The sequence below is a fragment of the Neptunitalea lumnitzerae genome (assembly GCF_027924185.1).
In the GTDB taxonomy this organism is placed as follows: domain Bacteria; phylum Bacteroidota; class Bacteroidia; order Flavobacteriales; family Flavobacteriaceae; genus Neptunitalea; species Neptunitalea lumnitzerae.
The window spans coordinates 754456-780894 of the sequence record NZ_BRVO01000001.1 but is presented as its reverse complement, the minus strand read 5'-3'; the positions used below and the strand labels follow the sequence as shown (position 1 = coordinate 780894).

16 protein-coding genes are annotated in these 26439 nt (G+C 35.7%); 4 read left to right on the top strand and 12 right to left on the bottom strand.

Annotated features, from left to right (window positions below):
- Positions 1-13: 13 nt before the first annotated feature.
- From Y10_RS03435 to Y10_RS03390, 10 genes are all read right to left on the bottom strand, one after another.
- Complete coding sequence (locus Y10_RS03435) at positions 14-2026, bottom strand: glycoside hydrolase family 127 protein (RefSeq protein WP_281763967.1); 2013 nt, start codon at positions 2024-2026, stop codon at positions 14-16.
- Positions 2013-4091, bottom strand: a complete 2079-nt coding sequence (locus tag Y10_RS03430; RefSeq protein WP_281763966.1) for a carbohydrate binding domain-containing protein — start codon at positions 4089-4091, stop codon at positions 2013-2015. The genes Y10_RS03435 and Y10_RS03430 overlap by 14 nt, the downstream gene beginning before the upstream one ends.
- Before the next feature lies 1 nt (position 4092).
- Entirely contained in the window at positions 4093-5088 is a 996-nt protein-coding gene (locus tag Y10_RS03425) for an arabinan endo-1,5-alpha-L-arabinosidase (protein WP_281763965.1), read from the bottom strand.
- A gap of 4 nt (positions 5089-5092) precedes the next feature.
- Positions 5093-6094, bottom strand: a complete 1002-nt coding sequence (locus Y10_RS03420) for a glycoside hydrolase family 43 protein (protein ID WP_281763964.1) — start codon at positions 6092-6094, stop codon at positions 5093-5095.
- Between the two features lie 10 nt (positions 6095-6104).
- Positions 6105-7718, bottom strand: a complete 1614-nt coding sequence (locus tag Y10_RS03415) for an arabinan endo-1,5-alpha-L-arabinosidase (protein WP_281763963.1) — start codon at positions 7716-7718, stop codon at positions 6105-6107.
- Between the two features lie 8 nt (positions 7719-7726).
- The gene (locus tag Y10_RS03410) at positions 7727-9274 is read right to left on the bottom strand and encodes an alpha-N-arabinofuranosidase (protein ID WP_408733604.1); all 1548 of its coding nucleotides are present in this window, start codon (positions 9272-9274) and stop codon (positions 7727-7729) included.
- Between the two features lie 80 nt (positions 9275-9354).
- Positions 9355-10986, bottom strand: a complete 1632-nt coding sequence (locus Y10_RS03405; protein ID WP_281763962.1) for a RagB/SusD family nutrient uptake outer membrane protein — start codon at positions 10984-10986, stop codon at positions 9355-9357.
- A 10-nt stretch (positions 10987-10996) separates the two neighbouring features.
- Positions 10997-14029, bottom strand: a complete 3033-nt coding sequence (locus tag Y10_RS03400; RefSeq protein WP_281763961.1) for a SusC/RagA family TonB-linked outer membrane protein — start codon at positions 14027-14029, stop codon at positions 10997-10999.
- Between the two features lie 264 nt (positions 14030-14293).
- The gene (locus Y10_RS03395; RefSeq protein WP_281763960.1) at positions 14294-15865 is read right to left on the bottom strand and encodes a RagB/SusD family nutrient uptake outer membrane protein; all 1572 of its coding nucleotides are present in this window, start codon (positions 15863-15865) and stop codon (positions 14294-14296) included.
- Between the two features lie 20 nt (positions 15866-15885).
- Positions 15886-18918, bottom strand: coding sequence for a SusC/RagA family TonB-linked outer membrane protein (locus tag Y10_RS03390; RefSeq protein ID WP_281763959.1), 3033 nt, complete (start codon positions 18916-18918; stop codon positions 15886-15888).
- Between the two features lie 229 nt (positions 18919-19147).
- Here Y10_RS03390 and Y10_RS03385 point away from each other — a divergent pair, with 229 nt between their 5' ends.
- The 4 genes from Y10_RS03385 to Y10_RS03370 all read left to right on the top strand — a co-directional run bounded on the left by Y10_RS03385 (position 19148) and on the right by Y10_RS03370 (position 22517).
- Positions 19148-19834 carry an NUDIX hydrolase gene (locus Y10_RS03385; protein ID WP_281763958.1) on the top strand — a complete coding sequence of 229 codons (687 nt, stop codon included), beginning with the start codon at positions 19148-19150 and terminating at the stop codon, positions 19832-19834.
- Positions 19835-20040: 206 nt separating this feature from the next.
- On the top strand, positions 20041-20751 hold the full coding sequence (locus Y10_RS03380) for an SDR family oxidoreductase (protein ID WP_281763957.1): 711 nt from the start codon (positions 20041-20043) through the stop codon (positions 20749-20751).
- A gap of 27 nt (positions 20752-20778) precedes the next feature.
- Positions 20779-21360, top strand: coding sequence for a PhnA domain-containing protein (locus Y10_RS03375; RefSeq protein WP_281763956.1), 582 nt, complete (start codon positions 20779-20781; stop codon positions 21358-21360).
- A 134-nt stretch (positions 21361-21494) separates the two neighbouring features.
- Positions 21495-22517, top strand: a complete 1023-nt coding sequence (locus tag Y10_RS03370; protein WP_281763955.1) for a T9SS type A sorting domain-containing protein — start codon at positions 21495-21497, stop codon at positions 22515-22517.
- Between the two features lie 48 nt (positions 22518-22565).
- On the opposite strand, the gene Y10_RS03365 is transcribed toward Y10_RS03370, so the two are convergent.
- A complete protein-coding gene (locus Y10_RS03365; protein ID WP_281763954.1) occupies positions 22566-23798 on the bottom strand; it encodes a DUF2254 domain-containing protein in 1233 nt (410 codons plus the stop codon).
- A 144-nt stretch (positions 23799-23942) separates the two neighbouring features.
- Positions 23943-26324, bottom strand: a complete 2382-nt coding sequence (locus tag Y10_RS03360; protein WP_281763953.1) for an outer membrane beta-barrel protein — start codon at positions 26322-26324, stop codon at positions 23943-23945.
- Positions 26325-26439: the final 115 nt, after the last annotated feature.

Sequence of the window (26439 nt, the reverse complement as noted above, 5' to 3'; positions counted from 1 at the left end):
ATTTATGCTTGTGTTATTGTTTGCTCTCTTCTACCCAAACCTTCATTTTATTAATACCTCTGTTAGACCATGCATAGTAAGGCACTGCCTTAAAGGTGGTTTCATCTGTTGTAAACTGAATGGTATTTACTCCTTTCAGCAGTGTTGGCTCAAAAGAAACTTTAAATTGGGTGTTGTTATTTATTTTTAAAAGGTCAAAATTCTCTTTGTTATCTACTTCTTCTATTGCATACACTAAAGGTCCGTACTCTAAAGCCACTTTGCCTTTGTCTTCTGCAACCTTATTGTTAGCTATTACTTCTCTTACTTCCATTGGTAGTACAAGCTCTACTACATCTCCTTTTTTCCATTCCTTGGTTAAGACTATATAGCCATCCTCTTCGGTAGCGTTTTCAGTTTTACCATTTACATTTACTACATAGCTATCGTTTACGGTATTTTTATAGTGGTATAAACCTCCTGGCAGTACTTCATTTCTTGCCCACCCAGGAATACGTAATTTCAAAGTAAAAGCTTCTTGTTTCGCTGGAGTAACAGTAAGTTTTATAGCTCCGTTCCAAGGATATGCTGTTTCTTGTTTCAATACTACCTTTTGATTTTCTAACGCTACCTCAGCTTCGCTAGACATGTACATGTTTACAAATACAGTAGTATCTTCTTTGGCATAGATAAGTCCAGGAATAGCTGGTATAAAACGGATTAAGTTGGTTGGACAACAAGAACAATCAAACCATTCTTTTCGGGTGCACGCCCCTTGGTTAAATTTATAAGTACCGTCTGACTCCAATGCATTCGGATAGAAAAATTCGGTACCTGTTAATGATATTCCTGAGATTAAACCATTGTACAACGTTCTTTCTAATACGTCGTAATATTTTACATCTCCTGTTAGGTTGAATAATCGGTTATTCCAATACACATCGCCAATAGCAGCACAGGTTTCGTTATAGGCCGTGAGATTAGGTAACTCATAGTTTTCACCAAACGCTTCACCTTCGTGTTTAGCCCCAATACCACCAGTAACATACATTTTCTTATATACCATATTATGCCATAGTTTATCTACAGCATTACGGTATTGTTGGTCTCCCATTAATGCCGCAATATCTGTCATCCCTGCATACATATATACAGCCCTAACAGCATGCCCTACTACCTCTTCTTGCTCTACCACCGGAAGGCTATCCTGAGAATACGAACCAAATAACTCATGATTTTCAGGATCTCCCCGATGATCTAAAAAATATTTCGCTAATTCTAAATAACTCTCTTTCTCTGTAATTTGATATAGCTTAATCAAACCTGTTTCAATAATCTGATGGCCTGGTACGGCAGCAATCTTATCTTCACCATCACCAAAAGTTTTCACCATCAGGTCAGCATTCTTTAAAGCTATATCTAAAAAGTTTCTTTTTCCGGTTGCTTTGTAATGTACAGCTGCTGCTTCATACATGTGCCCCGCGTTATATAACTCATGACTCATAAATAAAGACTCCCAACGCTTCCCTTCCTTTACCTCTACCCATGTAGCTGGTGGTTGTGCTGGGTTTATGGTTCGCCAAGTGGTTAAATACCCATCTTTTTCTTGTCCTACTTTTACAATTCCTATTAAAGAATCTAATAACTTTTCAAGTTTAGGATTTGGCGCGCTAATTAATGAGTTTGAAGCTCCTTCTATTATTTTATATACATCAGAATCATCAAAAGGCATTACTCCTCTTACCTTTCCCTCTTTTTGTCCGCCTGCAATTAAAAAGTTCTCAAAACGACCTTCTTCATCACATTTTTCAATAGCATACTCAATGGTTTTTTCTTGTACTCTTTTTATAATAGGCAACCAAAAACTATCGGTTACTTTTACATTTCTAATATCTACAGGAGCAATGGGATACCCATTCTCTAAACCCGTATTTTCAGCTAGTTCTTTTGCTGTTTCTTTTTTTGTATCACAGGCAATTACCCCTATTGCCATAGCACTTGACAAGCCAAATACACTTATTTTTTTTACTATATTACTTAAGCTCATAACGAACAATATTTATAGTTGCGGGCTGAATAGTCAACCTTTTAGTTTTTATGTTTGTTTGTTGTAAAGTAACCTGTGGCTGCTTGTTTACTACATTCACAGCATCTATAGAAGTACCAGATAACGTATACAGACTTCCTTTTTTTGCTATGGTAGTATTTAAAAAGTCTAAAGTTAGTTCATGTGCTGCTTCAGTAGGATTAATGATAGAAACGGTAATTGCTGTACCATCTTCTGTTAAGGCAGCCACTACATCTAGCGGATATACATTTCCTCCAGCATTTTCAACAGGTTGATCTCCACCCAAAGGCCATTTAGGTGCGGGCTGTGGTGAATTGCCATTTACCACAACAGGTATTCTTCCAAATTGAGATTGGTATAATTTAAATAGTAACCCCGTAGCGTTGTAATCTACATCAGTATCTGTAAAAGACAAGCATGAGGTACCAAATGTAAACCCTGCCATTTTGAACAGATCGGTATGTCTGAATAATTCATTGAAACCTCTACCATACCCAATAGTTACTCCCAATGTTGGGGTAGGGTGTACCCAATTGGTATAATACGCCCACTCATCTAAATATACCGGAACAGCATCTGCCCCTGGAATGGTAGCACGGTAACGTTGGTAATGGTATGCTTTAGATTTAATACGGTTTGCAGGTCTAAGTGTCCAATCTTCTAAGAGCTCTGTAACCGTTACATATTTAATACTATCCAAATCAAAATGTTCGGTAACCGAGCAATAAAAATGCTCACTCATAAAACTTAAATGTGCTGCTTTTTCCAGCATGCCGCCTGTCCAGTCGGTTTCAGAACCATAGGTGGGTTCCACCTCTCCACCATCTTTATAGCTACTAGTAGTTACGGTCATTTCTTCAATACTAGCACCAGAACCTATTAGCTGTAAAGTTGGATCTTTTTCTAGCATTTTTTCAGCAAACATATTATGCTTTAAAATATGATGTTCTAAGGGTATATGCCCTAATTGCCACCACCCGTAACTTTCGTTACCTACACACCATAATTTAATATCGTAAGGTTCAGCATGACCATTTTCAGCTCTCCATTTACCCATAGGAGTTGCGGTACTTCCATTCACATATTCCACCCACTGTGCTGCAGAAAAGGCATCGCCAAAACCAGTGTTTACTGTCATAGCTAACTCTACACCAATCAACTCTGTAAAACGAATCATTTCATCGGTACCTACATCATTATCTTCTAAACATTCCCATGCATACTCATATCTAGGTGCTCTTTTATCGCTATCACCCACACCGTCTCTCCAGTCGTAACCAGAAATAAAGTTACCACCCCAACGATAGATACTAGAGTTTAGGTTTTTCAATAGCGGAATTACATCTGCTCTAAACCCATCAATATTATCATCTGGCATGAGTGATACAGCTCCTATGTGAAAATTACCGGTACCTTTACCGGTAATACTAAGAGCACCCTGTAAGAAATTCTTTGGACAAGTAAATTGAAAATAATACTTTGAATATGAAGTATCTATATTTTTAAACGTTTTAGAAATTACATCGTTTTCGTTATTCCCATAATGAAGAGCAACAGTAACCTCTGTACTTCCACTAGCTTTTAACACTACTCTACCAGTATAGGTTTTACCTGCTTCTAGCGCAATGCCAGATTGTTTAATACCGCTAACAGTGTTATTTTCAAGTGTTATTTTTGGTGAATGCTTTCCAACATACGCATTGGCTTCATCCATAAACACCTTCGCATTCATAGGATACCACTGATTAATGGCTTCCTTTCTGTTTTTAGGGAAAAGTGTTGGTAATGTATCTACCGGATAAAAGAACTTTCTATCATCTAAAAGTTCTGCCCATAAACAATCGTCTGTTATATTGCCTACATCCTCATTACCCAAGTTTTCAATAAACATCCCGAATAGCTTATCAGCTATAGGAGGTTGCTTTTGTGACACATCAATTACCGCAGTCAACTGCTTAGACTGCTGCGCATTTACATATAACACTGTTGAAAACAATGCTATTATAACGCAGGCAAATTGCTGATATGTCACGCTATGTTTCATCTTATTCCATCGGGGTTACTGTAGGCCAATTATTTTCCCACTTAATTTCCTTTATGGTTAGTACTGGTGCACCTTTTCTTTTAGCATCATACGAATGAAAAACCATATAATCTTTTCCGTTAAAAGTATAGGTACTGTTATGGCCAACGCCGTACCAGTTTTTATTTCCTTCAATTACTAAGGTTCCTCCCCCTTGAAATAAAGATTTCCCCTCTTTATCTAAATAAGGTCCGGTTACTTCTTTAGCTCTACCTACTACCACTTTATAGGTACTATTCTCCCCTCTACAACATAAATCCCATGATAGGAATAAATAGTAATAGCCATTCTTTTTAAATATAAAAGGTGCTTCTAAAGCAGCATCACCTGGGTTTGCATCTGCTAACTCAAAGCTTCTTTCTCTTCTGGCAATTGTATACCATTCTTCTGGTGAAGCCACAGCTAATAAATCATCGGCCATTTTCACCAATTTCAATCCGTTCCAAAAAGAACCAAAACTAAGCCATGGTGTTCCCTTATCATCAAATACTAAATTAGGGTCTATGGCATTCCATAAATCTCTGTTAGGTACCGATTGAATTACAATACCATGGTCTACCCATTTAAAATTTTTACTATTAGGGTTTAATGTTTTATTGGTAGCCACCCCAATAGCAGATGTATTTTTGGCAAACGCAGAAACCGAATAGTACAAGTAATACGTACCCTTATAATAGGTAATATCCGGAGCCCAAATGTGGTTTTCAAAATTAGGTACAACGGTATCTGTCCAACTTGGTTTGGTTTTAAAAACTGGCTCAAGTTTTGTCCAGTTTTCCATATCTGTTGAAGAAAAAGCGCTAATGCCATGCCCAGTACAAAAAAGATAATACGTACCATCTTCTTCTATCATTACAGGGTCATGCACAAAAGTATCATTAATTGGCAGCGGTTTTTGAGCAAACACGCTGCCAACAATGAAACACAAACAAACAAATATATATACTCTTTTACTCATGAGTTTATTTTTGAATTCCTTCTGAGGTCATGATTACACGTTTCATGCTCCCATCTTGGTTATAATACAATCTATCTATACAAACAGATCTTCTAAAGCTTCCTCCATTTGGCTGAATTCCACCTGTGTGATAAATAAAATAATCATTTCCTTTATAGGTTATGATTGACTGGTGATTGGTATTAGAATTACCCGCCAATTCATTTAAAATTCCTTTATACTCCCATGGTCCTGTTACCGATTTACTCATAGCATACTTAATTTTCTCAGGAAATTCAGATGCATACGATAAGTAATACCAGTCTCCTTTTTTATGAATCCATGGAGCTTCTGTAAACTGTGGCAAGTCAATGGTTTCAATAGGCCCATCTAACTCTACCATATTCTCTTTTAGTTTTGCATAGTGGCATACGGTATTCCCCCAGAACAAATATGCTTGCCCATCGTCATCTATAATTACAGAAGGGTCAATATCATCCCAAGAAATATCGGTTTGCAAAGTCATATCGTTTGTGATTAATGCCTTTCCCAAAGCATCTTTAAACGGCCCTACCGGAGTATCTGCTACGGCTACTCCAATAGCCTTTCCAGGATGCTCATCGTTATGCTCTACAGTAACATACCAGTAAAACTTACCATTACGTTCTATTACTTGAGCCGCCCAAGCATCTCCTTTAGACCAAGAAAAATCAGATGGTTTTAAGGGTACCGGGTGCTCTGTCCAGTCAACCATATTAGTAGATGAATATACCAACCATTCATTCATTCTATAAAAATGAAAGTCGTTTGGTGCTTCATCATGCCCAGCATATAAGTACACTGTATCGTTGTATACGTATGCTGCTGGGTCTGCAGTAAACTTATCTTTAATAATAGGATTATTAATTTCTTTAGGGGTAGTATCATTTTGATGTTCTACCAATACCTTATCTGTTTGCTCTTGTGTAGTATTACAACAAGAAGAAAGCATTACTGCAACAACACTATAGGTTACTAGATTTTTCATTTTGTATTCGTTAGTTCTTTTTACCCCAAATTGGTTTTCCTTCCGATGTAAATCCAGAATAGGTAATGGTTACTTTTCTGGTAGAAGCTTCCCAATCCCAGGCATCAAATATTTTACATTCGTTACCATTAATGGTAAGTACATTGTTACCTGCATCTAATGACCATGTACCAGATGCACCACCGCTTAAGGTACCATCGCTATTAAAGGTTACACCTACCGCTACTTGTTGTACTCTGTATTCATAGTTCATAACAATTTGCTGCCAAGTACCTACAATGTCCGCTTCAGTAATTTCGGTTTCAGGTACTCCTGCGTATCTTTCCGGAGCTACTACCGGCCATCCATCAGAAGTCCATTCAATTTCTCTTACGTGTCCCATCATTACCGCGTTAGACACATTTATTCCAGGTACGTTTTCAGGTAATCTAGCTTGCGAAGCATAATACCATTTACCAGTTTCATTATCTTGAAAAACGGAGCAATGCGAAAAACCTACCCATCCGGTATGGTTACTAAACTTATATGGGTGTGTTAGCATTGGCCAACAATCTGCGCCTTGCGTAATATCTTGTCCATTATACCCATAATAAGGCCCGGTAATGCTAGTAGCTCTAGCTACTCTTGTATTGTATGCTACTGCCAATTCATCATACGCTAAAAACAGGTAGTAATATCCGGTATCTTCATTGTAAATAATCTCAGGCCCTTCCAATGCTTGCCATCTGTTGGTACTTAAGTTACCACGCCCAGCAATACGCACACCGTAATCATCTATATTATTTAACTGAAATGGTTTTCCGGTTGTAGGGTCTAATTGCACTGCCGCTATACCGGTATGCCAAGAACCATATACCAACCACTCTTCTCCATCTTTACTAATAACAGTAGGGTCAATAGCGTTAAACTTAAAATAACCACTCCAATCGTTAGGGCCGGTTCTGGTATAGGTTTCTAAACCATCAGGCTCAGAACAAATAACCATTCCTTTATCTTCCCAAACGTTAGCAGCTAAATCTGTAGACTCTGCCATACCAATAAAGGCACGCTCTGTCCAAGAAGTACTAGTATCGTTCCCAACTATAGGGTTGGTTACTACCACCGAATAATACAAACGGTATACTCCATTATACTCATGAATATAAGGTGCCCAATGCCCATACGTTGGGTTATCTATGGCAGGCAAACTCATAGCTGCACGCTTATTGTTTAAAGAATCTTTAATCCAAGCTGGGGTAGAAGCCATAGCTGCCCCTTGGTAATCCCAATTAATTAAATCGGTAGATCTTCTGTACGGAAAATGTCCATGTCCATCGTGTGCATTACCATAGGATGCATCTGTTTGGTACATATAGTAATAATCTCCTTGCTTGGTTACCGAAGGATCATGCACATTAGCTAAATTCCATTGTCCTCTTTGAGACCATGACGAAATAGGGGTATAATCATCGGCATAAGTAGGTCCATCAAACTCATTGCCTACAGGTTCTTCTGGTACTTCGGGAGTACCGCCTGAGGTTCCATCATCTTTAGAACAACCCACTATCATTGTACCTAGCATTAATAGCATAGATGCTCTAAGTGTCCATTTAGATTTTTTAATTTGTTGCGTTTTTAACATCATTTCGTTTCTTATTTACCTTCAAGTACTACAACAGAAAATGGAGGAAGCGTAATTGTTAAACTTCCTTTTTTCAATTTAAAATCTTTAAATTCTTTAGGGGTAATGTTGGTTGCTTTTTCAAATGAATTATAGTCTTGTAGTTTTGAAGAAGTTAATACTTCAGCAGTGAAACTTTTAACATTCAGGCTTTCAACATTTATTGTTACTTCTACTTCTTTAGCTGCATCTATATTCACTAAAGAAATATGTGTTAATCCATCCTTTGTAGATGCCGAAGCAGAAACTGCTGGCAAGCTTTCTCCGTTAAATACATACTCAGGAGAAATTAATTGTAATGGCAACAATGTAGCATCTTGGTGTACATTGTACATTTTCATTACATAATATGTTGGTGTTAGCAACATTTTCTCATCTTCAGTTAATATGACCGCCTGAAGAACATTTACGGTTTGTGCTAAGTTTGCAATACGTACACGATCACTATGATTATTAAACGTATTCAAAGTGGTACCCGCAATCATAGCGTCTCTCATAGTATTTTGTTGGTATAAGAAACCAGGGTTGGTTCCCTCCATTACGTTATACCACCCGCCCCATTCATCAACTACTAAAGCAATTTCTCCTTTTGGGTCGTATTTATCCATAATAGCCGTATGCTTGGTTACTAACTCTTCCATACGCAATGCTGTTTGCATGGTAGAAAAATACTGTGCTTCATCAAAGTTTACAGAAGAACCTTTTTCATCCCATTCTACATACGAATATGAGTGTAATGCAACCCCTTCTATAAGATGCTTAGGTATATCTCTCATAAGCACTTCTGTCCAGTGATAATCATCAACGTTTGCACCCGAAGCAATACGGAACAAATGTTGCTCATTATCCCACGATGTCATAAAAGTGGCATATTTTCTATACAAATTCGCATAATATTCAGGTGTCATGTTTCCACCACATCCCCACATTTCATTACCAACTCCCCAGTATTTCACACCCCATGGTGTTTCTCTACCGTATTTTTTTCTTAGGTCTGCCATTGGGCTAGGCCCTATATGGTTTACATACTGCAACCAGTCTGCAAATTCTTTTACTGTACCACTACCAACATTTGCCGCCAAGTAAGGTTCAGCATCTAAAACTTCACATAAATTTAAAAAGTCATGTGTACCAAAGCTATTATCTTCAGTAACGCCACCCCACCATGTATTTACAATGGTTGGTCGGTCTTCTTTTGGTCCAATCCCATCTTTCCAATGATAGGTATCTGCAAAACAACCACCAGGCCAACGTAAATTAGGTACTTTTAATTCTTTCAACGCATCAATCACATCTTTTCTTACACCGTCTACATTAGGGATACTACTCGTATCACCCACAAAAAATCCACCATAAATACAACGTCCTAAATGTTCTGCAAAATGCCCATATATATGTTTACTAATGGTTGGTGCATCTTCCACCTTGTTAATAGTAACCGACGCTTTTTTTTGCGCCATAGCAGTTGCCGAAACAAGTATCCCTGCCATTACTAAAACTATTTTTTTATAAGATTTCATATGTATGATGTTTTTATGTTATTGAATAATCTTATGGCAAGTAGCATTACTTGCCATAAGCTATTCTTGTTATTCTATAATTAGTACCCAGGATTCTGAGTTAAATTTCCATTTGTTAATATCGCTTGTTGCGGTATTGGTAATAACTGCTTAGTAGCATCACTAGCTGAATGTGAGAACCATGATTTGGTAGTAAAAGCACCAAAACGAATCATGTCTTGTCTTCTTCTACCCTCTTGGTTAAACTCCCAAGCTAATTCATCTAAAAATCTACCGTACTGAATATCTGCACCCCCTTCATAGGTTTGTTGAGTATTATCACGTAAACCATAGTCATATACACTTCCTTGCATTAACTCAGCTCCTGTAACAGTAGCTTTAGTTGGATCGGTTGTTGCAAAAGCTCTTTGTCTCACTTCTGTAACTAAAGCAGCAGCCCCATCTGCATCCCCTGTTCTAAGTAATGACTCAGCTTTCATCATTAAAATATCAGCATATCTAAATAATGGGAAATCATTACTTAAAATATTATTAGTCCCCATTGCTATTTCAAACTTCCCGAAACGATACCCATGGATTTCTTCAGATGTATCAATACTAGGTACTTCATTTATATATGCTAAAGGTTGGCCAGCATAAGCTCCAAGTGAGCAATCGATAGGATCTCCAGAAGAAGAATATTGTTGTCCGTAAATAAAGTTTTCCGTTAAACGTAAATCATCCGGATCAAACGTATCAATAAACTGTGGTGTTGCACACATACCTCCCCATGGTGTAGCCGCTAAATCATAGGTTAATTGGTTGTTAGGCTGAAGTGTTTGCATATGAATATCAAACTGATTCCACTGCTTTGTATACTCGTTATCTATAGCCAATCCAAAAATAATTTCAGAAGAATTCTCGTTTTCTGTGATAAACACATTCTTTTGCACAGCTTCTAATGAAAACTCACCAGAATTGATTACCATATCACAAGCAGCAATACAGTCATCCCAATGCGAAGTACCCGTATATACCTCTGCATTTAAATATACTTTAGCCAATAAAGTATACGCTGCCCATTTGTTGAATCGACCATAATAAGCCTGACCATTAGTTTCATCTAAATCATCGATATTTTCTGTTATTTCAGAAACTATAAAATTGTAGGTTTCATCACGTGTTAATTGCTCTGGTACAAACCCATCCGGCACATCATAATCTATACTATAAGCTACATTACCATAAACATCTAATAAAATGTAATAAAATGAAGCTCTTAATACTTTAAGTTCCGCTAGCATTGCTACACGCTGCTCATCCGTAACTGGAATAGCTCCGTCTTCAATCTGAAATATCAAACGGTTACAGTTAGAAATCCCTTCATAGGTTCTGTACCAAGATTGATATGCAATATCATCCTGATTTAACCAAGTGTGTTGATGCATTCGCTTATATATACCTCCATCAACCCATCCATTAGGTCTCCCTGGTATAATAATTTCATCGGCTGTTGCTTCTTGAGCACGCCAAACACCGTTCCATAATAAAAAGGTTTCTCTCCAATTTACATAAGCAGCCCCTAAAAGTGCAGCCACATCATCTTCTGTTGGTTGAAAATCCGCTGAAATGATTGCACTATAATTTTCGTTTTCAAGTTCGGTACATGACCCCATTAATAACGCCATTAGCACTACCAAACTTTTTCCTATATATGTGTTTAATTTTTTCATTGTTTTTTTTTTAAAAAGAAACATCAAAACCTAAAGTGAAATTTCTTGTTGTTGGATACGTATCTCTACTATCTACACCAGGAGAAAGACCTCCAAAATTCACCTCCGGATCAATTCCTTTATATCCAGTTATTAAAAAAGTATTTGAAGTAGTAACATATACCCTAGCAGAACTGATGTATTTTCCTAGTTCACCTAAATTGTATCCTAAGGTTATGTTATCTATTTTCCAAAAATCACCATCTTCTACGTAATAACTGTTAAACTCTTGTGGTGAAGTTAATTGTGTCTTTCCAAAAACAGGTTCCTTAGAAGATGCCAAACGATTATACTGAGTTAACGTTGGATTTTCTAAATACATTCTATTATAATTAATAATCTGATAATCAAAAGCACCACGCATAGTAACACTTAAATCAAAGTTTTTATACTTGAAACTGTTGTTCCAACCTGCGTAGTAATTTGGCAACCCATTACCTAACACCTGCATGTTTTCATATCCTCTTCCAAACTCATCATAATTTTTAAGTGTTCCATCAGCATCTTCATAAATCCATCTTCCCTCATCATCAACATCTACTACTTTAAACCCATAGAAGTTTCCAATTGGTTGCCCTACTTGTACAATATGTGTTGTCTGTTGAATTGGCTCACCTGTTGCCCCTGTATAAAAATAATCTTGCTGTGCTTGGTATAAATCATTAGACAATTGCTCTAACTTACTTTTGTTAGTAGAAAAGTTAACACTTGTGGTCCATTCAAAATCTTCAGTTTGTATGGCATTTACATTTATCAATACCTCTAAACCACTATTAGAAATCTCTCCCACATTAGCACGTGTAGTACTTACAAAGTTTGGTGGTACTGGCACCTGATAATCGTATAATAAATCTTTAATATTACGTTGGTAGTAATCTATATTACCAGTAATAAAATTATCGAACAAGCCAAAATCTAAACCAATATTGGTTTCATGTTTTTCTTCCCATTTTAAATATGGATTCGGGTTTTGAGTAGGCGTTAAGGTTCTAATCCAATTTCCATCATAGTAGAAAGGATCGCTGTAACCTAATAAAGCAACTGCTCCAAAACCATCACTATTAGGAGTACCTGTAACCCCATAACCAACTCTTACTTTTAAATCGCTGATAAACTTTACACTTTTCATAAAGTCTTCTTCAGAAATTCTCCATCCTGCAGAAATTGCAGGGAAAGCTCCCCATGGATCTTCTGTTTTATACAATTGGCTAGCTGCCTCATAACGTAAACTAGCTTGTAACAAGTATTTATCTTTATATGCATAATTCAACCTTCCAAAGAAACTTATTAAGTTTGTCATAGAGGTAAAACTTCCAATACCTGTTCTGGCTTTATTTTCTGCAAGACCTAACCCTAAACCTATATTATCAAAACCGAAAATATCCGTTTGAAAATCAGTATTAGACATCCAATAATTATGGTTATAAAAGCTCTGATAACTATATCCACCTAGAACAGTAAAATCATGCTCTCCAAGAGTTTTACTGTACTGAGCTGTTAGCTCCATTAACTTATCTTCTGTTTCTAAAGTACCATTAGAAACATATCCATTTACACCATCTCTGATATTAGAAATGTGATTTTTGGTTTCATAATATCCTCTGGTCTCATTATATCTTGATAGTGATAAAAGAGCCGATAACTTCAACCCATCAAAAGGATTATAATCTATTCTACTATTTAAACGAGTAAAGTTACTCTTGTTCCTACCATCAGATTCCTTGATTCTTCCTAGTGGATTCTCATAGTTAAAATTACCCACTTCTCCAAGTTCATTAGAATCCCAAGAACCATCTTCATGTCTTACGGGTGAGGTAGGATTCCTAATCAATGCTTGGCGATAAGTGTATCCGTTAAAACTACCCCCATCTGCTGTAGTTGTGAAATTTCTACCTCTTACTAAATAACCAAAGTTGAAGCGTAATTTATCATCAAACATACTATGGTTAATATCTACTCTACCTGTTAAAATTTTATTATCAGACTTCAAAAACATTCCTTCTAACTCTCTAACATTTACAGTTGCCAAGTAGTTAGTTTTAAAATCTCCTCCTCTAAAAGTAACATTATGTGTATGAGAAATAGGAGTTCTTGTAATAACATCTAGCCAATCAGTATCATATCCTAAATCAGAAGCAGCACCAGCTATTGGTCTAGTACCAGCCGCAACTTGATCACGATAATCTTGAGCACTAAGCATATCAAGTGTTCTCACAAACTCTTGTGTACTCACAGAAGCAGAATAAGTTACTTTACTATCATAAGAACCAGAAGCTCTTTTGGTAGTAACTAAAATAACCCCATTGGTACCACGTGTACCATACATAGCCGCAGCAGAACCATCTTTTAACACACTAATAGATTCTATATCTTGTGGTGCCACAGTATTAAAATCTCCAGGAACCCCATCAATAATTACTAATGGTGAAGTGTTGGTTCCTAAAAGTGTACTAGTACCTCTTAATCTTACTTGGGTACCCGCTGTAGGATCTCCACTATTTTGTACAATACTCACCCCCGCTACTTTACCTTGGATTAATGATCCTACATCTGATGAACCAGCTGGAGTTACAAACTCTTCTGAAGAAACTGAGGCAACCGAACTGGTTACTTGTTCTTTTTTCTGAGTTCCGTAACCAACCACAACTACATCATCCAACGTTGTAGCATCTACCTCTAAAGTAACACTAATAACAGTTTCTGTGCCTACTGTTATTTCCTTAGTAATAAACCCCACGTATGAAAACTCAAGCACATCACCTTGGTTTACACCGCTAAGAGAATAATTACCATCAAAATCTGTAGAAGTACCTGTAGAGGTACCTTTAATCATAACACTCGCTCCAGGCAGTGGACTATCGTCCTCTCCTGAGATAATTGTACCAGTTATAGTGGTTTGCGCTTGCATACCATAAGCCGATACCATGAAAAAAACAACACATAAAAACTTCCATACTCGAAAGTTAGCTATGTTGCTTTTCAATAACCTAACTATTGCAATCATAATAAATTAATTTGGTTAGCTTTAATAAATGTAATTTTTACACTTCCAAATTACTTAAAGATTTTATAATAAAACAAATAATTTTTACAAAATCTTAACTTTTAACAGTTGCAAAATATTAAAAACGTAATTACCAAAGAATACTCTTACTACAACGTTCACTACTGTAAGTATTATGTTTACAATAGAATGCAAAAACTATGGCAATCTATTTTGGCCAATTGCCATAGTTATTGAGCATTCAAATAATTAAGCTATCTTATATTAATATCCTGGATTTTGATCTACAATACCTGGGTTATTGTCAATTTCTGTTTGTGGAATTGGAAAATACTCTCTTCCATCTACATACGTATTAAATTCAGGATCTCTGTCTTGTAGCCACTGTAGTCTGGTATCTAACCACCCCCATCTTCTAATATCATCAAAACGGTGTCCTTCCAAACCAAATTCTAAGAATCTTTCATGACCTATTTGATCTCTCATTTCAGCTTGTGACATACCTGGCATTGTAGTTGCCAAATCTGGTAAGTTTACACGGTCTCTCACCATTTGAATATACGTATAGGCATCTGAAGTTTGCCCTAGTTCATTTAAACATTCTGCATACATTAACAATACATCTGCATAGCGCATTAAACGCTCGTTGATACCTGATCTCCAGTCATACTCATCTGCAAATTGCCCATCAGAATTTTGGTATTTTCTACAAAATAAATCATTTAAATCTGCCGGACTACCAGCATACACAGTAGCAAAATCTTGCCCGTATAACATCATACCTCCTGGTTTGTTATAAAACATAGTAGCATCTAAACGAGGATCTACTTCTCCGTTTACGGTTAACTCTTCTTGGAATTCATTAAATAATTGCCAAGTTGGTTGTACATCTGTCCAACCAAAGTTACGAGGCGCATACGTAATTGCTCTAGCTGATGTTTTACCCCAGTCAGAACCTGGAGCTCCACCCCATCCTAAATTTACACCACCAGCATCTCTACTAAACTGAACTTCAAAAATAGACTCTGAGTTATTCTCATTATCAGTAGTAAAGTTATCTCTATAGTTTGGTACTAAAGAATAGCCCATACTCATCACTTGCTCAAAAGCAGTTCTAGCACTTGCATAATCTTGATTAAACAAGTAAGCTTTTCCTAAATATGCATACGCTGCACCTTTAGTAGCTCTACCCACATCACCAGCATCTAAACCAGAAATACTTGTATAGTCGTTTGGTAATAAATCAACCGCCATTTGCAAATCTGAAATTACCTGAGCCCAACCTTCTTCTTGTGTTTTTTGCTCAAAACTAAACTGACTATAGTCTACAGGAGCTTGTGGTAACGGAACACTTTTAAACATATTTACTAAATGGAAAAAATACAATCCTCTTAAAAAATATGCTTGTCCAATAACGCGGTCTTTTAAAGCAGCATCTTCCATCTCCATTTCTGGTACAAATGTAAGTACTTGGTTAGCTCTAAAAACTCCTTGATAGTAAGTTTCAAAAGCCCATCCGTAAATAGCTGCATCAGAAACACTGGTATTAAATCTACCAACGTTTGCCATAGCAGCCCAAGGACTTTGGCTACGCGTGTCATCTCCTTTAAGATCTAATAATAAAGGAGTACTTCTCATGTACGTACCGTCTGTTAGTAAACTAGCATATACGGCATTTACACCTTCTACAGCATCTTCATCAGTTTCCCAAAAAGAAGTTTCTGTATAATTATTATTATCTAGCTGTACCAAGTCTGCGTTATCAACACAACCTGTAAACATAAATGGTACTGCTGTTACAACTATTGCTTGTTTTATGTTTTTTAAAAATCTCATTGCTTTGTTTATTAGAGTTATTAAAAATCAACTTCTACACCAAGTGAAACGGTTCTAGGATTCGGGAACGATCCGAAATCGTACCCTCTAGAAAATAATCCATCACTCATAAAATCAGGGTCATAACCTCTATATCCGGTAATTGCGAATAAGTTTTGACCTTGAGCGTAGACTCTAGCTCTCTTAACATACTTGTTCTCGTTTAAAGGAAGTGTATATCCTATCTGAACATTTTGAAGTTTAATGTAATCTCCTTTTTCAATAAAACGATCAGATGCTCTTGCATTTTGGTTAATCTCTAATACATCTGGCCTTGGTATATTGGTATCGGTATTATCTGGAGTCCAGAAGTTTAACATATCTTCATGGTGGTTTAATAATCCTCCAATCATTAACGAGTTATAAGTACCATTATATATCTTATGCCCCGCCGCACCTTGCCAGAACATAGAAAAATCAAAATCTTTATAGTTACATGAAAAGTTTAAACCATAGCTAATTTTAGGTATGGTAACCCCTTGAAATGTTCTATCGTCATCAGTAATTAAACCATCACCATTTACATCACGGAATTTAACATCCCCTGGCTGTGCTCCTGACTGAAATGCATGATTGTCAATTTCATCCTGACTTTGGAATAACCCTTCAGTTTCATAAGCAAAAAGTTCCCCAATAGATCGTCCTACTTCCGTTTTAGAGTTTACCCCATAGATTGGTAAATCATCATCTCCAATACTTAATACTTCATTCTTTAAAGTACCTATGTTTGCAGAAACACTAAATCCGAAATTTTCAGATGGATTATCTTGATAGGTTGCTGCAAATTCAAAACCACTGTTTCTAACTTTTGCAGCATTAGTAGTTATGCTTAATGGCACAACACCTACTGAATAAGGTAACGGAACATCCGCTAATAAATCATCAGAAGTTTTTAAGTAATATTCAGTAGTAAAAGTAAGCCTATCTTTAAACATTCCGAATTCTAATGCAGCATTAGTGGTAGTGGTTACCTCCCATCTAATATCAGAATCTGTAATTTCTACAACGGTAGTACCTGGCGCTAACTCATCGTTAAAATCATAACTAGCAAAAGAGTTCACACGGTTATACCACTCGTATACACCAATAGTATTATTACCTAACTCACCGTAACCTCCTCTTAATTTTAACGTACTAAACCATTCTGGCAACTCAAAAGTTTTGTGAAGTTTCCATCCTGCTGAGAAAGAGAAAAAGTTACCCGCATTGTTTTTCTTTGTAAATAATGATGATTTATCCTGTCTGAAGTTAAAGGTTAACATATATGTATCATCAAACGAATAATCTAATCTACTTAGGTAAGATAACGTAGTAATTTCATCTTCATATTCCCCTGCCGACTGAGAGTCTGCATATTCTAAATGAGGTATGGTACCATAAGAATATCCTACACCTCTAGACCAGTGGTTATAATTTTTAACACGTTGTTGAATAACCCCTGCTAATGCACCTATTTTATGCTTTCCAACTTCTATATCATAATTTAATAAGTTATCTAAAATAGTAGTTGTTTGTGCATAATTATTAACGTTTAAAGATGCTTCATCAGCTGTGGTAATATAGTACCATCCTAAATCACTTTCAGGGTTGTATAGTCTGTTCATTTCATCTAAACGGTCTGCACTAGCTCTAAAAGTATATTTTAAATTCTTTAAAACCTCAACCTCAGTCCAAACATTACCTATAAACCTTTTACGTTCAGTAGTATTCTCTAACAATCTATTGAAACCAATAACGTTTAAGGTAATAGCTCGTTGCGTAAAGTTATCGGTACCTCCATACCCGCCTAAACGGTTTTCATCGTATACCGGCATCGTAGGAATGGCTTGTAATAAGTTAATAACAGACGAAGTACCTGCTAAATACTCATTAAAGTTCTCTTTGTCAGAACTTGTATATCCTACTTTAGCACCATACTTAAATTTACCTTTTTCACCCGTTAGATTAATTATAGTAGATAAACGTTCATAATCTTGAGGCGTATCTACATAACTTGAGTTTTTAAAATAATCTAAGTTCATGTTATAGGTAAGGCTCTCTGCTCCACCACTAAAAGAAACCGAATGGTTCTGTACTTCACCTGTAGTATAAGCAGCATCTTGCCAATCAGTATCTACATCATCAATAAAATAACTACTTGATGGGTCGTTACCTGGTAAGATAGACTGACCCGAATTTATGTAAGCAGCGTTGGTAATAGTTTGGTACCCTACACGGTCTGTAAGCGGTATTTCTTTTGGTACCGTTTGAAAACCATACATAGATTTAAGCTTAACGCTTAACTTACCTTCTTTACCCTTTTTAGTAGTAATAATAACTACCCCGTTAGCCCCTCTAACACCATAAATGGCAGCAGAAGATGCATCTTTTAGTACTTGAATAGATTCAATTTCACCAGGGGCGAAATCATAAGGGTTGTCTACTAACATCCCATCAATAACAAACAAAGGATTATTATTACGGAACGAAGAAATACCACGTATTTTAAGGTTTACAAAACCTCCCGGTTCCCCAGAAGACTGTACCGTAACCCCGGCAACCTGTCCTTGAAGCATTTTAGCTACATCGTGCGTAATGTTCTTTTTTGCTTCTTCAACCTCTACAACGGCAACCGAACCAGTTAAATCTGATTTCTTTTTAGCACCGTATCCAATAACCACCACGTCATCCAACGTTGTAGCATCTACCTCTAAAGTAACATTAATTACCGAAGCATCTCCTACAACGATTTCTTGAGTAACGAAACCTACATACGCAAATTCTAGTACATCGCCTTTGTTTACGTTAATACTATAATTTCCATCAAAATCTGTCGAAGTCCCTACAGATGTGCCTTTAACCATGACACTTGCTCCCGGAAGTGGACTTTGATCTTCCCCGGAGATAACCGTACCAGTAATAGTATTCTGTGCCTGCATACTAAACCCTGATACCACAAAAGAAACAAGACATACTAATTTCCATAATTGAAAACCTTCTTTCTTGCTTCCCAATAACCTAGCTATTGTGATCATAATAATTAAAATTTGGTTAGCTTAATAAATGTGAATTTTACACTTTCAAAGTAATTAAAGATTTTTCAATAAAACAAATATATTTTATCATATTCATACTTTTTAATGTAATTTGTAATGGCATACATATAGTTTTGGGTAAATATTAACCTACAACGTTTTAAAAAAATATAATTTAATATAAAAATTTAGTACGTTTGTATTCTGTTACTACTTAATTATTTGAAAAATGATTAATCTTTACAAAGACGAGGATAAGGCACTCGTTGCAGTGGACTGTATTATTTTTGGCTTTGATAATGAAAATTTAAAAATCTTACTTATTAAGAGAGACTTTGAGCCCGAACGTGGGAAATGGTCGTTAATGGGTGGATTTTTAAAGAAGAGTGAAACCTTAGATGAAGCTGCCGATAGAGTATTAAGACACCTAACCGGATTGAACAACGTATATCTGGAGCAACTACGTGGCTATAGTAAAGTAGACAGGGATCCTGTTGAAAGAACACTATCATTGGCATACTATGCCCTTATTAATATTTCTGACCATACAGAAATAAACGAAGAATATTCTGCCAAATGGTTTAACATTGATGAAGCTCCATCATTGATATTTGACCACCAAGAAATGGTGCGTTACGCTATTAGCAGGTTACGTTACAGAGCACAAACCAAACCTATTGGTTTTGAATTGCTTCCGCAAAAATTTACCATGAAACAATTGCAAAGTTTGTACGAAGCTATACTAGGTGAAAAACTTGATAAACGTAACTTTATCAACAAAATAAATGGATTAGATATTCTTTTAAAATTAGACGAAAAAGACATGAATTCTTCTAGAAAAGGTTCATACCTATATACTTTTGACGAACTAAAGTACAGAGCAAAAGTATCAGATGGGTTCACTTTTAAACTTTAGATTATTGAAAGAAATATCTCTCTTTTTTAAAATCCTATCAATAAAGTAATATCTTACTTTTCTTTATAATGTTTTAACCGATACCTCGGCTCTATTTTTTCTTTTCCCCAATATCACCTTTATTAAGAAAATAATAACATCCCTATTTCAGGGATTGTCATAAAATCATCTTATTTTTCTACCCTTATCTATTAAAAATATTCAGAATGAGTTTAGAAAATAAAGTGGTATATATTACCGGAGGTACAAAAGGAATTGGTTACGGAATGGCTAAAGTGCTACTAAATGCCGGAATGCGCGTTGCCATTAGCGGCAGAAGTTTAGAAACTGCTGAAAAAGCAGCTAAAGAACTTGGTGATACTTCAAAGGTTTTAGGATTAGCTTCTGATGTTGCTAAATTAGCAGATGAACAAGCTGCTGTAAGTAAAATACTTGATACGTTTGGACAATTAGATGTAGTACTTGCCAATGCAGGTGTTGGTAATTTTGCTCCAATTGATGAAATGACAGAAGACGCATGGCACCAAATGATTAATACCAATTTAAATGGTGTATTTCATACTTTAAAGGCATCGGTTGAGGCTTTAAAAGCCAGTAAAGGTTACTACATAACCATAGCAAGTTTAGCAGGAACTAATTTCTTTGCCAACGGAGCAGGTTACAACGCTTCAAAATTTGGGGTAGTTGGTTTTACGCAAGCAGCTATGTTAGATCTAAGAAAATACGATATTAAGGTTTCTACCATTATGCCTGGTTCAGTAGCTTCACATTTTAATGATCACACCCCATCTGAAAGTGATGCTTGGAAAATTCAGCCAGAAGACATCGGTCAAATGGTAGTAGACTTACTAAACATGCATCCACGAACTTTACCTAGTAAAATTGAGGTTCGCCCAACACGTCCTGATAAAAAATAGTACATTTGCGCTCAAACTAGCCAGACCATGAGTGTAATAGAAAAAAAATTAAAAGACAGAAGTAACAGCAAATGTGAGCTGTGTGGTAATGAGCACGATTTACAAGTATATATAGTGCCACCAAAAGAGCGTGAAGATTTAGATACTAGTATCTTAGCATGTAAAACCTGTGTAGGGCAAATTGAAGATGCCGAAACCATGGATACCAACCATTGGAGATGTTTAAACGACAGTATGTGGAGTGAGTTTTTACCAGTACAAATTGTGGCTTGGAGAATGCTTACTAGACTACGTGCAGAAGGTTGGCCACAAGATTTACTAGATATGATGTACCTAGATGAAGAAGCGCTGGAATGGGCTAAAGCCACTGGTGAAGCCGATGAAGAACCTACTATTGTACATAAAGATAGTAACGGTAATATTTTGCAAGACGGTGACTCTGTAGTTTTAATTAAAGATTTAGATGTAAAAGGAGCAAATTTTATTGCTAAACGTGGTACGCCTGTACACCGTATATCTCTAGTTTGGGACAATGCCGAACAAATTGAAGGACGCGTAGAAGGCCAGCATATTGTTATACTGACACAATACGTTAAAAAAACAAAATAATTTAAAAAGCCCGTTTACCAGCGGGCTTTTTTACTCTTCACACACAAGTAGTTTGTTTCCTACATAAAATATAAGCTAAAACTTTACTTGCATTTGATTTTTTATTATTTTTATGCGAATATAACGTTCCTACTATGATAAAAAATCTACTTTCTTTATGCTTATTAAGCTTGCTAACCTATTTAGGTAGTGCACAATGTGCCACAGATGCCTATATTACCACTAATTATTTAGATGATGCTAAAATTTTAGCGTTACGAGAAATATTGAGTGACCCCGCAGACCCCGATTATAACAATCCGGAAATTCCTGTAGCAAGATATCAGCCTTATTTAGAAGGTTTGTCTGTTATTTATGCCAATGCAAATAACAATCAGGTAACAGATTCTATGTTTAATGAATTTGCTATTCATGCTATTCCTGGCAATCCTAATTTTAGCACACCTATGGCTTACAATTCTATTAATATTAGAATACCAAACAATACGCCATGGTTAACTACTTTTAAAACTACCGGTGTTTCTGGAGATAGTACTTTAGACAATTTAATGACTACCTATAATTTTAGTATTTCAAATTTTAACGATTTAAACTCTTGTAATTGTACATGGTTTGTTCTTGAATCTACAGATATACTAAATGTAGAAGCTTTGATAGATGATTTTACTGCTGTAACTGATATTAGCTTTGCTGAAGCAGCAACCAGCGTATCTCCATTTAATTATACTGGTATAGCCTATACCATTGATGATGCTTGGGGAACAAGTTATAATGTAGAAGCTACTAATATTACGGTTAATAATAACATATATACCTTTTGGTTATATGGCGGTGATTGTTGGTCTGGTTGTATAGCTAGTAAGAGCTACGAATTTCAATTAAATAACGACTGTACGTATACTCCAATGAAAACCGATAGCAGCGAACTTGCTACCCTTGAGGTATACCCTAATCCAACAACCGACTTTTTACAGGTTAAAGTTTCTGACTTAACATCTGTTGAGAATATAACTATATACAATATCAATGGTACACTTATAGCTACCGAAAAAAACAACACTCGTGTGAATGTTTCTAATTATGCTCCAGGAATGTATTTCATTAAAATAGTTGCTACCTCTGGTGCTTCTACTACCAAAAAGTTTATTAAACTATAACAACTAAGAAGCGGTTAGTTTGCACTAACCGCTTCTATATATTACTTCTTAATTAGTGAACAGTGCCCTGACTGTATTTCTATCATTTTCAGAAGTTATATTGTTTAGTGCATCTGCTTTTAAAATAGCCAATTCTGTTTTTATTGTTTCATGGTACGAAGGGCATGCTTTTGGCTGCTGCATTAAGTACTGTAGCATATGAATAAGTTTTATTACCAAGGCCGTATCTTCTGTACAATACCTTCTTAATTCTAATAGCATTACACTAAGAATATTTTTAAAGCTTACCACCTCATTATACAACATATGGTTACCACATTTTTCAAGCAAGGGATCGTCTGTTAATCTCATACGCAGTCTTAACAATAGCGACAAATAGTCTATACATAAAATTGCAGTTCCAGGGTCGTTTATACCAGGAGACATTGCTTTTACCGCAATCTCGGTAAGTTGTTTAAAGGCAAGCGCATAGTTTTCTTCTACAATTTCACCATCGGTAAAAGTTAAACAACTCGTAAACTCTTTCTGCTCTGCCTCTGTTAAGGTAACATTGGTTTTAAAAACCTCAACCCCTGGCTTTACAAATTGCCCTTTATATACGGTAACATACAGTTGCACATCTTCTTTATCTTTAAAAATACGGCTAAAACTTCTTTTATTAATACCCGCATAATAGCCTACGCTCTCTGTGGTAAAGTGGTGCCAAGAAATATTGTTATGTTGCACAGGATTAGGCTCTTTATCATCTAATAAAATTGACAATCTGTTACAAGCTGTAGTATAAATGGTTCTTACAATGTTATTTACTTGAATAGATTGTGAAATGGAGTGAATAAAATAGATGAACAACCCTAAACACCAAACAGTAAAAATAATAGCTACTAAAATTGAAAAGATAGGTAGCATATTCTCTTTTTCTCCAGACTCTACCGATATAAAAATTAAAATACAATAAATAATAGTGGCTAAATAAATACCTAATACATATTGATGATTTTTATTAGAAATTAAACCAGGTAACAAGCGCGGTGAAAAATTAGAAGAAGCCTGATTAAGCACCACCATCACCATAGAAAAACTAAATACCATAAGCGATATGAGCCCACCAATAATGGTACTTAGCAAAGTTTGAGCAGTATCTGAATCCTTTATTTCTAATTGCGGTATGATATCTACCACATACGCTGAAATTTGAAAACTCTCTGCATAAAACATTACAAAAGTAAATAGCACCCCACCCAAGGTTATAATACTTGGATAAAATGCTATTTTGCTTTCCAAATAAAAATAAAGATTATAGATTTTGTTTAGCAGTTTAACCATTGCTTGTAGTATTTAAAAACAAGGTAAGGTACAAAATCTGTTTGCGCTGTTGTTTGTTATTAAGATGGTATTAACGCTACACCATGCATTATTAATACTATTTTACATTCTGCCTTTTTCCTCAGATAAAGAAGTACCTCTTACTTTCTTCTCCTTAGCATTTCCAAAGTAATAATTCACTTGTAAATAAAACTTTCTAGTTTCCCATCTGTTTGTCCAATCTGTTGTTACGTTATTAACCGTAGACACTTTGCTATAGTAGCTATTTTTTAAAAAGTTAGTGCATCCTGTTAATAATCTCACCTTATCATCAAACAACGATTTTTTTACCGAAAAACTAAAATCAAAAACACTTCTCATATAACCCGTAGGGTTGGTAGCTCTACCTGAGTAATACCCATTCCATGTTACTGTCCAATCATTTTTCAACTGCAAACGTTGGTATAAACTTATATCATACCCAAAACCACTTCCGTCATAACTATATTCCGGAATATTAGAAGTTTCACTGTTGTAAGCTGCATCTAATTCTAATTGTACGGCATATGAGTCTGTTACTTCATACGGAACACTAGCCGACAATCCGAAACGACTTCCTTTTGATGCATTTGCCGTATAAACAATATTGTAGTTTTCATCTTCTTGATAGTCTATAACATCAGCAAACGCATTGTCATATAAATATCCGTATAAACTTATGTTCAACGCATTTCTATAAATATAGTCTACCTCAAAACTGTGATAAAGTCTTGGTTGTAAATTAGGATTTCCTGTTTCTAAACTATACGCATCCATATATTCGTAAAACGGATTTAAATCTAGGTAAGAAGGTCTACCAATACGTCTACTATACGCAATTTTATACTGGTTTCTGTCCTTTTTATAATTAGCAGAGAAAGAAGGAAACCAGTTGGTATAGCTATTACTGTTAACAGCACCGTTATTTAAAGACTTTGCGGTATAATTATAGCTTTCCATACGCAATCCTGCCAAGAAATTCCAATTTCCTGTATCATACGAAAACTGAGTATATGCAGATACTAAATTCTCTTTATAGTCAAAATTGTTAACCAATAAACTATCTGGTATGTACAACAAAGCTGGGTTATTAGTTTGGTAAGCGTTGTTATAATTCATAGCCACTCTAGCATATTTAAAACCAGCCTCTAAGTGTAATTTTTTAGTGATATCTTGATTAAAATCTAATTGAACATTTCCAATATTATACTTAGTTACATTAGTACCTGTTAAACGCATGATACTATTATTAGCATACTCGTTTTGCTGAAACCCACCTAAATCTTTGTTATAATACGCATAGTTTACTTGAGCATCAAATTTAGTAGTAGCGCTATCAGAAGTAAAATTGTAAAACACGTTTCCTGTTACTTGCTCTTTAGTGCTAATGGCCTTTTGGGTTAAATTTACCACATTGGTTAATGCCCCATTGGTATACTCATTGGTAGTACCAAAAGTATCCTCATCTCCTTTACTATTGTAATATTGCCACTCGGTACTTACTAACTGATTTTTTGTAAGCTTACGTTCTACACCAAAACCCAATTTTTTAGAAATAGTATGTGGTAACCAAAGGTTATTTTGTTCTAGTGTTCTAACTTCATTATCTAATTGAATTTGTTGTGTAACTTCTCTATCGTTAAAAGATTTACCATCGTAATAATACCCATTAGCACTCACAGACCATAGGGAATCATTATAAAATAATAACCCACCATGTCGCTGTCTAAAGTATTCACCATAAGAACCAGATGTATACACATTTCCGTTAATACCCATTTTGGTATTCTTTTTTAATACAATATTTATAATACCCGTAGTTCCTGTAGCTTCATATCTGGCAGAAGGTTGCGCAATGATCTCTACAGACTGAATATCGTCTCCGTTTAATGACCTGATATATTCTCTTAGAGCTTCTCCTTCTAAAAGAGACTTTCTCCCATTAATCATTATCTGCACACCAGCGTCTCCTCTAAATTGTACATTATCATCTTTATCTAATTTAACTCCAGGTAAACGCTGCAAGGTTTCTAAACCGTTATTCCCATTGCCTAGTCCGGTTTCTGCAATATTGTAAACCACTTTATCGCCCTTAACCATCACCGCTTTTTTTGTTTTACTTACTGTAACAGCCTCTAAGGTATTCGTATCTGGAAAAAGCTGTATGTTATATACTGTTTCAGGGCTAGTGTTACCAATAGCCTTGGTAAAACTCTTATACCCCATAAACTGAACCTTTAATAATCCATTGGTAAAACCATTAGGTAGCTCTAAAGAAAACGTCCCCTCTTCATTGGTATAGGCAAAGGCTAGTACCTTTTCAGCTTCATTTGCTTGAATAGTTACTGTAGCATAGGTTAAGGTAGTACCCGATATAGAATCTGTTACCGTACCAGAAATAGTTGTTTTTTGACTAAATGCTACTACTGAAATAAGAAAGGCTAATGTTGTAAATAATGTTTTCATAGTATTGTGTTTTTAACTGCTTACACTACAAGATTAGGCAGAAGTAAGCAGGTAAAATGATGCATTACACAAACCCCTGTTCTCACAAAACAAACTACCTCTTATGTACCTTTTC

Excerpts from the sequence above, each read along its gene's own strand:
- Y10_RS03415 (WP_281763963.1), bottom strand. The coding sequence starts at position 7,718 with ATGATGTTAAAAACGCAACAAATTAAAAAATCTAAATGGACACTTAGA.
- Y10_RS03400 (WP_281763961.1), bottom strand. The coding sequence starts at position 14,029 with ATGATTGCAATAGTTAGGTTATTGAAAAGCAACATAGCTAACTTTCGA.
- Y10_RS03385 (WP_281763958.1), top strand. The coding sequence starts at position 19,148 with ATGATTAATCTTTACAAAGACGAGGATAAGGCACTCGTTGCAGTGGAC.
- Y10_RS03380 (WP_281763957.1), top strand. The coding sequence starts at position 20,041 with ATGAGTTTAGAAAATAAAGTGGTATATATTACCGGAGGTACAAAAGGA.
- Y10_RS03405 (WP_281763962.1), bottom strand. The coding sequence starts at position 10,986 with ATGAAAAAATTAAACACATATATAGGAAAAAGTTTGGTAGTGCTAATG.
- Y10_RS03430 (WP_281763966.1), bottom strand. The coding sequence starts at position 4,091 with ATGAAACATAGCGTGACATATCAGCAATTTGCCTGCGTTATAATAGCA.
- Y10_RS03375 (WP_281763956.1), top strand. The coding sequence starts at position 20,779 with ATGAGTGTAATAGAAAAAAAATTAAAAGACAGAAGTAACAGCAAATGT.
- Y10_RS03410 (WP_408733604.1), bottom strand. The coding sequence starts at position 9,274 with ATGAAATCTTATAAAAAAATAGTTTTAGTAATGGCAGGGATACTTGTT.
- Y10_RS03370 (WP_281763955.1), top strand. The coding sequence starts at position 21,495 with ATGATAAAAAATCTACTTTCTTTATGCTTATTAAGCTTGCTAACCTAT.
- Y10_RS03425 (WP_281763965.1), bottom strand. The coding sequence starts at position 5,088 with ATGAGTAAAAGAGTATATATATTTGTTTGTTTGTGTTTCATTGTTGGC.
- Y10_RS03390 (WP_281763959.1), bottom strand. The coding sequence starts at position 18,918 with ATGATCACAATAGCTAGGTTATTGGGAAGCAAGAAAGAAGGTTTTCAA.
- Y10_RS03360 (WP_281763953.1), bottom strand. The coding sequence starts at position 26,324 with ATGAAAACATTATTTACAACATTAGCCTTTCTTATTTCAGTAGTAGCA.
- Y10_RS03395 (WP_281763960.1), bottom strand. The coding sequence starts at position 15,865 with ATGAGATTTTTAAAAAACATAAAACAAGCAATAGTTGTAACAGCAGTA.
- Y10_RS03435 (WP_281763967.1), bottom strand. The coding sequence starts at position 2,026 with ATGAGCTTAAGTAATATAGTAAAAAAAATAAGTGTATTTGGCTTGTCA.
- Y10_RS03420 (WP_281763964.1), bottom strand. The coding sequence starts at position 6,094 with ATGAAAAATCTAGTAACCTATAGTGTTGTTGCAGTAATGCTTTCTTCT.